This window comes from Embleya sp. NPDC025285 (assembly GCF_055558835.1).
Window position 1 is genome coordinate 101,938 of sequence record NZ_JBVHLU010000020.1, and the last position, 13,317, is coordinate 115,254.

The following is a 13,317-nucleotide window of genomic DNA, read 5'->3' on the forward strand; positions in this document are numbered from 1 at the left end:
GCAACGAGCCGCCCGCCCGGGGGTCCGGATCAGGCGAAACCCGCGACCGGTCGCGGTGTGTACGGCCGTTCCAGGCGGTCGATCTCGTCCTCGGTCAGCGACAGCGACAGCGCCGCCACCGCGTCCTCGATGTGGCCGGGCTTGCCCGCGCCGACGATCGGCGCGGTCACCCCGGGCCGGCTCGCGATCCAGGCCAGCGCCACTTGCGCACGCGAGACGCCGCGCTCGGCCGCGATCGTGGCGACCGCCTCGACGATCGGCCGGTCCGCCTCGCCGTACAGCGTCTTGCCGAACTCGTCGGTCTCGCTGCGTGCGCTGTCCGCGCCCCAGTCGCGGGTGAGCCGGCCCCGGGCCAGCGGGCTCCACGGGATCACCCCCACGCCCTGGTCGGCGCACAGCGGCAACATCTCCCGCTCCTCCTCGCGATAGAGCAGGTTGAGGTGGTTCTGCATCGACACGAACCTGGTCCAACCGTGTCGCTCGGCGGTGTACTGGGCCTTGGCGAACTGCCACGCGTACATCGACGAGGCGCCGATGTAGCGGGCCTTGCCCGCCTTGACCACGTCGTGCAGCGCCTCCATGGTCTCCTCGATCGGCGTCGCGGTGTCCCAGCGGTGGATCTGGTACAGGTCCACGTAGCCCGTGCCCAGCCGGCGCAACGAGTTGTCGATCTCGGTCAGTACGGCCTTGCGGGACAACCCCGCCGCGTTGGGTCCGGGCCGCATCCGGCCGTTGAGCTTGGTGGCGATCACGATCTCGTCGCGGCGGGCGAACTCGCCCAGCGCCCGGCCGACGATCTCCTCGCTGGTACCGTCCGAGTAGACGTTCGCGGTGTCGAAGAAGTTGATCCCGGCCTCGACGGCCTGTCGGATCAGCGGGCGGGCGGCCTCCTCGGGCAGCGTCCAGGGGTGCGTGCCCCGCTCCGGCACGCCATAGCTCATGCAGCCGAGACAGATCCGCGAGACGTCCAACCCCGTGCTGCCGAGCTTCACGTACTTCATCCCGTGCCGTCCTCTTCCTCGTGCTCTCGTACGCCCCCCGCGGGCCGCAGCCCACGCGCCGTGCGCGCCTGCCGCGTGGCACCGGCGAGACCCCGCCCACCGGCCGCGACGAACACGAAGATATCCCGCGCGGCGACCGCCCCCGTGAGCGGTCGCCGCGCCCGCGCGTCGAGTTCGTCGGCGTCGGCTCGACGCGGGCGTCCGCGCGGTCAGCCGGACAGGCCGTCGCGGCGGTTGCGGGCCAGGACGGAGAGCAGTTCGTAGCCCACGTGCGCGGCGGCGATGCCGGTCAGTTCCGCGTGGTCGTAGGCGGGCGCGACCTCGACGATGTCGGCGCCGACCACATTCAGGCCGACCAGACCGCGCAGCGTGTTGAGCAGTTCGCGGCTGGTCAGCCCACCCGCCTCGGGCGTGCCGGTGCCGGGCGCGTGCGCGGGGTCGAGCACGTCGATGTCGACCGAGACGTAGACCGGACCGGTGCCCAGGCGGCGGCGCATGCGCTCCACCACCGAGGCGACGGTGGCGTCCTGGTAGTCGTCGCTGTGCACGACCTGGAAGCCCAGCACGCCGTCCTCACGCAGGTCGTCGGGCCCGTACAGCGGCCCGCGGATGCCCACGTGCAGGCAGCGGGTCGGATCCAGCAGGCCCTCCTCCGACGCGCGGCGGAACGGCGTGCCGTGCGTGTACGGCTCGCCGAAGTAGGTGTCCCACGTATCCAGGTGCGCGTCGAAGTGCACCACCGCGATCGGGCCGTGCTCGGCGGCCACCGCACGCAGCAGGGGCAGCGCGATGGTGTGGTCGCCGCCGATGGTCAGCAGCCGGGTGCCGCGCGCGGAGAAGGCGCGGGCGGCCTGCTCCAGGTCGGCGATCGCGGCGCCGATGTCGAACGGGTTGACCGCGATGTCGCCCGCGTCGGCGACCTGCTGCTCGGCGAACGGCGACACGTCCAGGGCCGGGTTGTAGGGCCGCAGCAGCTTGGACGAGGCGCGTACGTGCGCGGGGCCGAACCGCGCGCCGGGGCGGTAGCTGACGCCGCTGTCGAACGGCACGCCCACCACCGCGACGTCCACGTGCTCGACCTCGTCGGCTCGCGGCAGCCGCGCGAACGTGGCCGGTCCGGCGAAGCGGGGTACACGCGTGGCGTCGATGGGTCCTCGGGGGGCGCCGGTCATCGCTCGGTCCTTTCATCGGTGTGCTCGTCGAGGGAGGCGGAGGGGCCGGGGGCGGGGTTCACGATCGGTGCGTACAACTCCGGTCGGCGGTCGGCGAACACGTCGTTGTGCGCGCCGATCCGCTTGTCCCGGGCGTCGGCGAGCCGACAGCGGGCGAGCAGCAGGTGTTCGGCGTCCTCGGCCGGTGGACCGGCGAGCGGGAAGCCGTCCGGGTCGACGATGATCGAGCCGCCGACCCACGAGGTGCCGCGTTCGGGGCCGGCCCGGTCGCACGCGGCGACGAACACCCGGTTCACCGCGGCGTTCGCCTGCACCCGGATGTCCTCCGCCGGCCGCTCGCCGGCCGGTCGGGGCGCGAACGGCCAGTTCACCGGCGCGCACAGCAGGTCCGCGCCGCGCAGTGTCGCGGTGCGCACCCATTCGGGGAACTCCACGTCGTAGCAGACCAGGACCCCGATCCGCCCCACCCTGGTGTCCACCACCGGCGGCAACTCGCTTCCGGGGACGAACAGTTCGCTCTCGCGACCCCACAGGTGCGCCTTGCGGTAGCGGGCCCGTACGCCGCTCGGGTCGACCAGGACCGCCGAGTTGCGGATCGCCCCGTCGGCGTCGCGCTCGGCGAAGCCGCCCACCACGATCAGGTCGTGTCGCCGGGCCGCGTCCCGCCAGCCGGTCACGGTCGGCCCGTCCACCGGCTCGGCGAGCGCCGCGGCCTCGGCCGCGTCGCGCAACACATAGCCGCTGTTCACCAGTTCGGGCAGGACCAACACCTCGGCGCCGGCCTCGGCGGCCCGCTCGATCGCGGCCAGCGCCGCGCGGCGATTGCCGGCCACGTCGCCGACGGACAGCGCGAGTTGCGCGCAGGCCACCACGGTCTCGGTCACGTTCACACCCCCCGCGGCGCGTCGGCGCCTTCGAGCTCGGCCTCGCTCGCGCGCTCGGCGGCCCGTTCGGCGGTCAGGTCCAGATCGCGACACAGCCACGCGTACAGCGCGCCGCCGACCAGCAGGCCGACCGCGAAGGACAGGTCCGCGCCGTCGAGCGCGTCCGCCACCGGTCCGGTGAAGAAGCTGGTCTTGAAGAACGGGATCATCGCCGCGAAGCCGACGGTGTAGGCGGTCAGACCGCGCCAGGACCACCGGCCGTAGATGCCACGCGGGTCGAAGATCGCGGTGACCGCGTAGTGGCCGCGCCGGACGAGGTAGAAGTCCACCAGGTTGACGGCCGTCCAGGGGATCAGGAAGTAGAGCATCATCAGCACGAAGTCGTTGAAGCTGCCCAGGTAGTCGTCCGGGAGCACGATCGCAACCACGAAGACGATCGCCTCGATCGCCACGATCCCGGCCACCCGGACCCGCACCGTCGGCCGCACCGGCCGGAAGGCGTCGATCGCGCTGGTGGTGGTGAGCATCGCGCCGTAGGCGTTCACCGCCATGATGCTGATCAGCGCGAGCGAGGAGACCAGCACGGCGAACGTACCGAAGCCGGGCACGATGTCGTTGCCCACCCGGCGCACCGCGCCGATCGCGTCCGGGTCCGGCAGCGCGGAGGCGAGCAGCGCGCCCAGCGACATCAGCCACGCCGCCGAGCCGGCCGCGCCCGCGTAGGTCCACCAGATCACCTTGCGCGCGGGCACATCGGCGGGCAGGTAGCGGGAGTAGTCCGAGACATAGACGGCGTAGCTGATCTGGTATCCGGCCGCGCCGGAGAAGACCACCAGGAACGCGGTCCAGGACATCCCGCCGCCGCCGGCCGGTGTGGACACGTCGAGGTTGACCATCGCGCCGACGCTGAGCACCCCGAAGACCGCGATCAGCGCGTAGGTCAGCCAGCGCTGGACCAGGTGCAGCAGGTCGTGGCCGACCACGGCGAGCACGATCGCGATCGAGATCAGTACCGCGTACCACAGTGTCGAGCCGCCCGGCAGCACGGTCTGCAGACCCTCGGTGGCCAGCACCACGTTGAACACGTTGAAGCCGACGTAGACGAACACGACCGCGACGAACGGGACGATCGCGCCGCGGATGCCGAACTGGGCGCGGGACTGGATCATCTGCGGCAGGCCCATCCGCGGACCCTGATTGGCGTGGAAGGCCATGAAGAAGGTGCCGAAGCACGCGCCGAGCACCACGGCCAGCACCGACCAGCCCAGTCCCAGGCCCAGGGCCGGACCGATGAAGCCGGTGACCATCGTGGTGAGCACGAAGTTGCCGGTGAACCAGAACGGGCCCTGGTGCCACACCTTGCCGTGCCGCTCGCGGGCCGGGACGTAGTCGATCGAGCGGGTCTCGATGGCCACACCCCCGGGACGCGGCGCGGTGTCCGCCCCGGGGCCGGTCGCGACCGGCCCGGCCGCCGGGACGGCGGCGTGGCGGGCGGTGGCGGGGGCCGCGCGCGGTGGCCTGGTGGCGTCCATGGGCTCTCCTGCGGTCCTGGTCCCGTTCGGTCGACGCGTCGGGGACGACGGTCGGGGGACGAAGCGTGATCGATGGGATGACGCTTGAAGGTACGCCCGGTTAACAACCGTAAACGATCGATATCATGTCGAATCTGATGGAGACGGGTGGACACTATGTCCATGCCCTCGTCGACGATCCCGCCCTCCGCACCCACCGGCCGGTCCGCCATGCCCGATTTCTCCGGCGCCCTGCGCATCTTTGATCTGGTGGCCCTGCCCGACCTGCGCCTGGCGGTCGCCGCCGGCGCCGAGCACCTGGACCGGCGGGTGGAGGCAGCGCACGTGTCCGAGCTGCTCACTCCCGGCCACTGGCTCCAGGGCGGCGAGCTGCTGATGACGATCGGCCTGCTGCTGCCGATGACCGACGCGGCCTGCGCCGCGTACGTGCGCGACGTCGCGGGCGCGGGCGCGTGCGCCCTGGTGCTGGGCCTGGGTCGGGAGCTGCCGCACCAAAGCGCGCCCGAGCCGTTGATCCGGGCCGCCCACTCGGCCGGCCTGCCGCTGCTCACGGTCCCGGACGAGGTGCCCTTCATCGCGGTCACCAAGGCCGTGTTCGAGGCCCGCGCCGCCCGTCAGCGGCTGGCCCTGGAGCACGCGTTCGAGGCGCAGCGCCGGCTGACCATCGCGGCGGCCTCCGGCAACGGTGTGCTGGCCACGCTGCGCGCCTGGCGGGCCGCGACCGGTGTGGACGCGATCGTCGCCGACCCGGTGGGCCGGTTGGTCGCGGACAGCCTGGCCGGTCCGCCCGAGGCGCCGGGCGCCGACGGCTCGGCGGACGCGGTGGCGCTGCTGGCGGCGAGCACCGACCTGATCCGGAAGGTGGCCGCGCGGGGCCTGCACGGCAGCGGCAGCAGCAGCGACGCACAGGGTGTACGGGTGGAGGTGCAGCCGTTGGGCGCCCGGCGGCTGCGCGGGCTGCTGGTGCTGGCCGGTCCGGTCGAGTCGGCGGCCCGACTGCTGGTGTCCGGCCTGGTGTCGCTGCTGTCCCTGGAGCTGGAGCGCCGGCACCTGGCCGACGAACCGGTGCGTCGGCGTCGGGCCGCGCTGCTCGGTCGGTTGCTGGCCCCGGGCACCACCGCCGAGCAGGCGCGCGACGTGCTCGCCGCAGCCGGGTTGGCGGCGCGGGAGGTGCGCGGTGTGGTGGTGGGCCTGGATCCGGATCCGGCGGACGCGGACACCGGGCACCTCGACGCGGCCGAGCTCGCGGCCGACCTCGCGCTGGCCCTGCCCGGCGGCCTGGTCCGGGTGGCGGGCGGCGCGGTGGAGGCGGTGCTGGGCGCCGAGCTGGACGTACGGGCCATCCTCGGCCGCTTCGCCCCGGGTCGGGCGGCGGGCATCGGCCCGGCCGCCGCTCCGGACGCGGCCGGGTCCTCGATTCGGCAGGCGCGCAGCCTGCTCGCGGTGAGCCGGGCCGCCGGGCATCCGGTGGAGGCTCGGCACGGCACCGCGAGCAGGCTGCTGCTCGGTCTGGCCGACGCGCGCACGCTGGCCGGCTACGCGGACGCGGTGCTGGGGCCGATCGACGCCGCCGACCCCGGCGGCGAACTGGCCGCGACGCTGGCCGTGTGGTTGGAGACCGGCGGCTCCTGGGACGAGACGAGTCGGCGCCTGGACGTGCATCGGCACACCGTGCGCAATCGGGTGGACAAGGCGATGCGGTTGACGGGCCGGCGCCCGCAGGACGGTGACGATCGCTTCGATCTGTGGCTGGCGGCCCGCATCCGCCGCGACAGTCTGGGCTGAACCTCGCGCACCGCCCCGGGGCGCCGGCCGCCGCTACCGGGGGGCCGTGCTCATCGCAGCGCCGCCGGTGCGGACTCCTTCGACGGGGCCGGCGCGTTCGAGGTGTCGGCGCCGCCACGCGCCAACAGCCGCTCGAGCGCGAAGCTGCCCGACCCGAACACCACGATCAGCAACAGGGCCCAGCAGAACATCGCCGACGCCTCGCCACCGTTTTGGATCGGCCACAGATCCAGCTTCTGGTGCTCGGTGAAGTAGGCGTACGCCATCGATCCGGACGAGACGAACGCGGCGGCCCGGGTGCCCAGCCCGAGCAACACCAGCCCGCCGCCCACGAGTTGAATCACGGCCGCGTACCAGCCCGGCCACTCGCCGGAGGGCACGGTGCCGCGCCCGCCGTCCGGGAAGCCGAACAGCGAGGCGGTGCCGTGGCAGGTGAACAGCAGCCCGACGACGATCCGGAACAGGCCCAGTACATGGGGTTTGGCGGACTCGACGAAGGCGTGCGGAATGGGTGACATCGGACGGCTCCTGGGGGGACGGAGTGCGGGAGATTGGTCCAGACCAGTCTTGACGGGCCGTCCCGACAGCGACAATGCCGAGCTTCTCGATCGGCACAAAATGGCAAGTGGCCCGGGTGGACAGCACCCCACCAACCGGTGACCCTGCACCGCGCGCGTCCTCCCCCGTCGACCGCCGCGATCCGCCCCCACTCGGCGCGCCGAACCGCCCTCGGCGGCGAACTGCCGCCGGGGCAAAGGGCGTCGATCCCGACCGTGACAGTGACAACAGAGGCGGGCCGACACCCAAGTTTCGTTTGACGTCCGGTGGATTCGCAGGGACAGTGTGTGTGCGCACCGATGCGAACAGTTGCCCCAGCCGCAATCGGGCGCTTCCTGGTCGACCCCGCACCCCCTTGCGAGGAGTGATCCGTTCATGGGCGTTTTTGCGTCGAATGCTCGCGACCGAACGATCCCGGAACGGTCGGCGAGCTGTTCGAGGACGCCGCTCCGGGACCCGAACGCCGGTTTGCCGACCGCGAGTTCGGCTCGGGTGAACCGGCCGCGCCGCGCCGGCTAGCGCGTGCGCGCGTCCCCCGGCCGCCCATGACGCGCGCGGACGCCCGCTGATCGCAAGCCGGGGCCGGATCGAATCGGCGTTCACCGTACGGCGATCCAACCGCGTTCGAACCGGAAGCGGAGGCGCCGGTACCGCCTGCCCCGATCGCACCGGCACCCCACGAGCCCGCCGACGCCGGCGCGCCCGACCGCGAAGGGCCCGGGCATCGGGGCCCGTTCCGATCACCCGCACCGTGCCAGGTCGGTCGCGCCCGCCCCCGACGGCCCGCCCCTCGCGAGCACCATCGTCGCGAACTCCCTCCCACCGACCATCCTTCAGGGATCACTGCCCGTGTTGCGATTACTCCGCCGTCCCCCTCACGTCGCCGACGCGACCCGGCCCGGTCGACCCCAACGACCCGCCCCGGCCCGCGCCGCCCGACGGGCGAGCACCCCCGCACACCCGGCGAACCCGCGCCCGTCCGGGTACGCACGATCCGGCCGGCCCGGCCGAAGGGGCGAACTCGGATGAAGATACGTCGCTCCCGCCCGGCGACCGCCGACTCGCCCGCGCAGCCCGCCGACTCCGCGCGGCCCCCGGTCGACTCGGCGCGGCCTTCGGTCGACTCGGCGCGGCCCCCGTTGCGGATCCGAATCGCCGCCCGGATTCGCCCCCGGGTGCGCGGCCTGATCACGCTCATGGTCGTCGTGCCCTCGGCGGGCATGGTCTTCTTCGCCGGATCCGCGATCCTGACCATGGTCGAACAGGCCCAGGCCGCCGACCACGCGCACGACCTGGTCCGGGTCTCCGCCGACGCCGGCGAGGTGGGGCGCCGACTCCAGGCGGAGAGCGCCGCGGCGGTGACCCTGCTCTCCCGCGGCCCCGGGCCGATCACCAGCGCCGACTACCGGACCGCGATCGACGCGAGCGAGACCGCCATCCGCCGCTACGAGAACCGGCGCCGCGACCTCGAACCCGCCTCCGCCGGCGAACGCGCCGCACTGACCGCGGTGGACACCGCGCTGCGCGGCCTGCCGGGCCTGCGCACCCAGATCGACCGGCGGGGCGTGGCCACCTCGGCGGCGGCCGTGCGCTACTGGGCCTGGATCGGCACCACCGTGGACCTGCGCGCCCGGGTCGCGCTGGACCCGGGCGTATCCACCGACATCGCCGCCCGACTGCGCGCGATCACCTCGCTGACCCAGGCCCGGGCCGCGCTGGGCCAGCAACAGGTCACCGTGCTGCGCTCGCTCGGCGCCGGACCACTGGGCGGGCCGGTACTCGAGGCGGCCTCCACCGCACGCGCCGCGCACGACCAGGCGCTGGAGGCGTTCGCGGTCACCGCCCCGACCGGCTGGCGCGACCGCCTCGCCCGGGCACTGGCCGGTTTCGAGATGATCCGGGTCGCGCAGACCGAGGACGCGCTCGGCCGCGAATCGCTCGAACCGGACGTCTGGCGCGCCGCGTTGGCCGAACGCGCGGACCGCCTGTGGTCGGTGGAGCAGCGGGCCGACGCCGACATCGCGCGCGAGGTGGCCGACGTCACCGGCGACCGGTGGTGGCTGGCCGGCGTCCAGGGCGCGGTGCTGATCGGTGCGGTACTCGCCGCCGCCGCGGCCGCGGCCTGGCTCGGCCGCCTGCTGCACCGGCGCCTGCGGACCCTGGCCGAGCGGGTCACCGAGATGACCCAGAAGACGCTGCCCGCCGTCGAGGCCGACCTGCGCCGCCGCGACGCGTTGGGCCCGCACGAGAGCGGTGCGGCGTACGCGGTCAAGATGCTCGGCCCGCAGCCGGACCGCGAGCGCGGCGCCGACGAGATCGCCGACCTGGCCCGCGCGCTGACCCGGCTCGCCTACAGCACGGTCGAACACAGCGCGTCGCTGGTGCTGGCCCAGCGCGAGTACAACGACGCACTCGGCGACGTCGCCCGACGCATCCGGGTGCAGACCAGCCGGGTCAGCAGCGCCCTGGACCGGCTCCAGGAATCCAATCTGACGGTGGATCAACTGGGCACGGTCTTCGAGGTGGACCACGGCAACGAGGGCACCAAGCGGCTCGCCGACTCGATCGCGGTGCTCAGTGGGCAACCGCCGAACCGGCTGTGGCCCGACACCCCGCTGTACGAGGTGGTCCGGGCCGGCGCCCAGCGGGTGACCAACTACGAACGCCTGCCGGACATCGCGTTCAAGGGCATCCCCACGTCCGTCACGCTCGCCGGCGACACGGTCGGCGCGGTGACCCAGATCGTCGGCGAGATCGTCGACAACGCGGCCCGCTTCTCCGGTCGGCACGAGGTAGAGGTCACCGCGGAGCGCACCGAGGCGGGCGTCCTGGTGCGCGTGCGGGACCAGGGCGTGGGCCACCGCGACCCGGAACTGCTCAACCGGCGGCTGCGCGCCGACGTGGACGCACTGCCCTCGCTGCGCCAGACCGGCCTGACCGTGGTCGCGCTCCAGGCCCGCCCGCTGGAGATCGCGGTGGAGCTGCAACCGGGCGCGGACGGCGGCACGGTGGTCGAGATCGTGCTGCCGCACGCGATCATCGCCTCGGTGGGCCGCCATCGACGCCGGGTGGAGCACGTCACCCGACCGGGCACCCCGCAGATCGGCCCCGCGCGCCCGATCGCCATCGGCGCCGGCGTGAACGGCCACGGCCCGAACGGCAACGCCGCGAACGGCGGCGCCGCCAACGGCAGCCACCCGCACGGAGCGGATCCGAGTGCGTCCGCCCCGGTCGTCGGCGGCCCGCTCCCCGCGAACTACGCGCCCGAGTTGACCGCGCAGGGCCTGCCCCGCCGCGAACGCCGCACCGGACAGGCGACCCAGTTCCGTCGTACCGCCCCACCCACCCGTGACATCGCGCAGGCCAGCGCCGCCGCCGCCTCGTTCGGGCGCGGCGCCCGCGACCTGCCCTTCACCCGGACCCCCAAGGAATCCCCATGACCGAGCCCGCCGTCGACCAGAGCGTGCTCGACGACTTCATGCGCCAGTTCGTGCACGACCACGCTCCCGACGTGCTGCACGCGGTCGCCGCCAGCGGCGACTCGCTGCTGGTGGCCCAGGCCGCGCTGCCCGGTCGCATCCGTACCGACGCCGCCGCGCAGGCGGCGTGGATCGCGAACGCGGAGAAGATCGCGTCGAGTGCGCCCGGTGCCCTGCTCATGCAGGACTACAGCGCCGACTTGATGGGGCTGGGCCCGGTCAGTGTGCTGATGTCGCAGGCCGAGCACGGGCTGCTGCTCACCATGGGCAACACCAGTCCGGGACCGGACGGGCAGGTGCACCCCTCCGCGCTGATCGTGGCGACCACCTGGAACGCCGACGTCGGCAACCTGATCCGGGCGATGCACGCGCTGATGGAGCGTGTCGGCCCGTCCCTGACCCCGCTCGCGCGCGGTCGCGGCCTCCAGCCGCAACCCGCCCGCATGCCGGCTCCCAGCCGGGTCTTCTGACCCCACGATCCCGGCTGCCCTCGCCGGGCGCCCCGGCCATCCGCCCGGGTCGTCCGGAGTATTCGCGCGCCCCGGCCCACCGGCCGATCCGGCGCGTCCGCCCCGCCCGGCACCCGCGCGCCCCGAGACCGCCTTCCACCTCGTCGCGTGAGTGAACCGGCAGCCACACCCGGAGAGTTCGAACCCCCGTATCGCGAACCTGCCGAGAGAGAGACCGACATGCGCAGCAGCACCAGTAGACGGTTCCGCAGCACCCGCGTCCCGCTGGCCATCGCCTCCACCGGTTTACTCCTGGTGTTGTCGGCGTGCTCGGGCAGTGCGGCCGGTGACGACAAGGGCAAGGCATCCGACGCCGTCGCCAAGATCGGCCTGCTCACCCCCGCGAGCGGTCCCTACGCCGCCGTCGGCGAGGACACCCGGGCGGGGCTGGAGCTGTACCGCGACACGCACGGCGGCAAGCTCGGCGGGCTCAAGGCGGAGATCGTGGTGCGCGACGAGGGCGCGGGCCCGCCGACCGCCGTCCCGGCCGCGACCGAACTGGTCAAGCAGCAGAACGTGTTGGCGATCACCGGCATCGTCAGCGGCGGCAGCGTGGCCGGTGTGCTGCCGATCGCGGCGGCCAACAACACGGCACTGATGGGCGTCGCGGGCCGACCCGAGTTCCCCGATCCCAAACTGACCGCGCACGTCTGGTCGTTCAACACCCAGTCCTACGAGGCCGGCGCCGCCGCCGGTCCCTGGGTCAAGGAACACGTCAACGGCCCGGTCTACGCGATCGGCCCGGACTACCAGGGCGGTTGGGACCAACTCAAGGGCTTCACCGAGTCGTTCACCAAAGCCGGCGGCACGCTGGCCAACCCGGACGGGAAGACCACCTTCACCCCCTTCCCGGCCACCCAGAACTTCCTGCCCTACCTGAACAAGATCGCGCAGAGCGGCGCCAAGGCCGTCTACGCGTTCTACGCGGGCACCGCGGCGGTCGACTTCGTCAAGCAGTACAAGGCCTCCGAGGCGGCCAAGCTCCCGCTGTACGGCAGCGGACCGCTGACCGAGGGCCGCCAACTCGACGCGCAGGCCGACGCCGCCGCCGGGATCACCACCTTCGCCACCTACGGCGCGGACCTGGACAACCCGGCGAACCGGGCGTTCGTCGCCGCGTGGCAGCAGCGCCACCCGGACCGCAGCCCGACCATCTACGCGGTCGCCGCGTGGGACATCGCCCGGTCGCTGGACACCGCCATCGCCGCCGTCCGCGCCGAGAAGAAGACGCTCACCCCCGAGGCGGTGAACACCGCGCTGGGCAACGTCGGGCAGATCGACAGCCCCCGCGGCGTGATGCAGCTCAACCCGGCCACGCACTCGCCGGTGCAGCAGTGGTACCGCTTCGAGGTGCGCAACGACGGCCCCAAGCGGGCCAACGTGGCGGTCGAGCAGCTCGCCGTCCTCGGCGGCTGATCCCGCCGGTCCCCTTCCCCACCGCTCCACCCACCCCAGGAGGGCTCTTGTACGCGTTCGCCGAAGCCGACGACATCACCTTCCAGTTGGAGACTTTGCAGAGCCTGCTCGACCCCAGCACCCGGATGGTGCTGGACTCCCTCAACGACCCGACCGGCCAGGAATGGCTGGAGATCGGCTACGGACTGGGCAGCATCGCCCGGGAGTTGTCCCGCCGCATCGGTCCGATCGGCGTCGTGCACGCCACCGACCTGGACGCGCGCCCGCTCGCCACTCCCGTCGACGGCGCGCCGATCCGCACCTTCCCGCTGGACCTGCGCACCGACGAACTGCCGCGCCGGCCCTACCAGGGCATCCACGGGCGACTGGTCCTGCTGCACATACCCGAGCGCCGGGCCATCCTGTCGCGCCTGGTCGACGCGCTGGAACCCGGCGGTGTCCTGGTCGTCGAGGACTGGTACTGCCCCGAGCCACCACGCGTCCTGGCCTGCGCCGACCCCGCCGACGAGAAGGTGTTCACCGAGGTCGTGGCGGGCATCCTGGCCGAACTGCGCAGCCGGGGCGCCGACCTGGAATGGGCGGCGGCGACCAAGGACGCGTTCGTCGAGGCGGGGCTGACCGACGTACGGGTGACCCGTTCCGACGCGGACTGCGCCGGACCCGGCCTCGCGCACCGCCTGTACGCCTGCAACGCCCGGCAACTCCGGTCTCGGCTCGCCGAGTCGGGCCTGGACGACGACATCCTGGACCGCTTCCAGGAGGTCGCCGGCCGGCCGGGCCTGGTCACCACCGGCTGGCGGCTGTATTCCACGATCGGCACCAAACCGGCGGCCGGCTGACCCGGGACGGCGCACCGACCTCGCCCCCTGTCGACGCTCCGACAGGGGGCGAAGTCGTCTGCGCCCGGGCACCTGCCCTCGAACGAGCCGAGGTGACGCTCTGTACGGCCGACAGGACAATCGGTGAACGGTGATCGTGCGC

10 protein-coding genes are annotated in these 13,317 nt (G+C 73.3%); 5 read left to right on the top strand and 5 right to left on the bottom strand.

From position 1 onward, the window contains the following. Window positions 1-29 precede the first annotated feature (29 nt). From ACZ4FV_RS16075 to ACZ4FV_RS16090, 4 genes are all read right to left on the bottom strand, one after another. On the bottom strand, window positions 30-1,001 hold the full coding sequence (locus tag ACZ4FV_RS16075) for an aldo/keto reductase (protein WP_465322800.1): 972 nt from the start codon (window positions 999-1,001) through the stop codon (window positions 30-32). A 209-nt stretch (window positions 1,002-1,210) separates the two neighbouring features. After that, entirely contained in the window at window positions 1,211-2,173 is a 963-nt protein-coding gene (gene speB / locus ACZ4FV_RS16080) for an agmatinase (RefSeq protein ID WP_402232634.1), read from the bottom strand. After that, a complete protein-coding gene (locus ACZ4FV_RS16085) occupies window positions 2,170-3,057 on the bottom strand; it encodes a nitrilase-related carbon-nitrogen hydrolase (RefSeq protein ID WP_402232631.1) in 888 nt (295 codons plus the stop codon). The genes speB and ACZ4FV_RS16085 overlap by 4 nt, the downstream gene beginning before the upstream one ends. A 2-nt stretch (window positions 3,058-3,059) precedes the next feature. Then, window positions 3,060-4,589, bottom strand: a complete 1,530-nt coding sequence (locus ACZ4FV_RS16090) for a purine-cytosine permease family protein (RefSeq protein ID WP_402232628.1) — start codon at window positions 4,587-4,589, stop codon at window positions 3,060-3,062. A 162-nt stretch (window positions 4,590-4,751) separates the two neighbouring features. On the opposite strand from ACZ4FV_RS16090, the gene ACZ4FV_RS16095 reads away from it, so the two are divergent. Then, entirely contained in the window at window positions 4,752-6,374 is a 1,623-nt protein-coding gene (locus tag ACZ4FV_RS16095; RefSeq protein ID WP_402232625.1) for a PucR family transcriptional regulator, read from the top strand. A 50-nt stretch (window positions 6,375-6,424) separates the two neighbouring features. Here ACZ4FV_RS16095 and ACZ4FV_RS16100 read toward each other — a convergent pair whose 3' ends face one another. Further along, window positions 6,425-6,892: a DoxX family protein gene (locus ACZ4FV_RS16100; protein WP_395871534.1), complete on the bottom strand. Its 468-nt coding sequence runs from the start codon at window positions 6,890-6,892 to the stop codon at window positions 6,425-6,427. A gap of 1,065 nt (window positions 6,893-7,957) precedes the next feature. Between ACZ4FV_RS16100 and ACZ4FV_RS16105 the strand changes: the two genes are divergently transcribed. The 4 genes from ACZ4FV_RS16105 to ACZ4FV_RS16120 all read left to right on the top strand — a co-directional run bounded on the left by ACZ4FV_RS16105 (window position 7,958) and on the right by ACZ4FV_RS16120 (window position 13,175). Further along, window positions 7,958-10,372 carry a nitrate- and nitrite sensing domain-containing protein gene (locus ACZ4FV_RS16105; RefSeq protein WP_402232622.1) on the top strand — a complete coding sequence of 805 codons (2,415 nt, stop codon included), beginning with the start codon at window positions 7,958-7,960 and terminating at the stop codon, window positions 10,370-10,372. Next, window positions 10,369-10,881 (top strand): roadblock/LC7 domain-containing protein, encoded by a 513-nt coding sequence (locus tag ACZ4FV_RS16110; RefSeq protein ID WP_395871538.1) that lies wholly within the window; start codon window positions 10,369-10,371, stop codon window positions 10,879-10,881. The genes ACZ4FV_RS16105 and ACZ4FV_RS16110 overlap by 4 nt, the downstream gene beginning before the upstream one ends. Before the next feature lie 219 nt (window positions 10,882-11,100). Further along, window positions 11,101-12,336 carry an ABC transporter substrate-binding protein gene (locus tag ACZ4FV_RS16115; protein ID WP_395871540.1) on the top strand — a complete coding sequence of 412 codons (1,236 nt, stop codon included), beginning with the start codon at window positions 11,101-11,103 and terminating at the stop codon, window positions 12,334-12,336. 47 nt (window positions 12,337-12,383) lie between these two features. Further along, entirely contained in the window at window positions 12,384-13,175 is a 792-nt protein-coding gene (locus tag ACZ4FV_RS16120; protein ID WP_465322801.1) for a class I SAM-dependent methyltransferase, read from the top strand. Window positions 13,176-13,317: the final 142 nt, after the last annotated feature.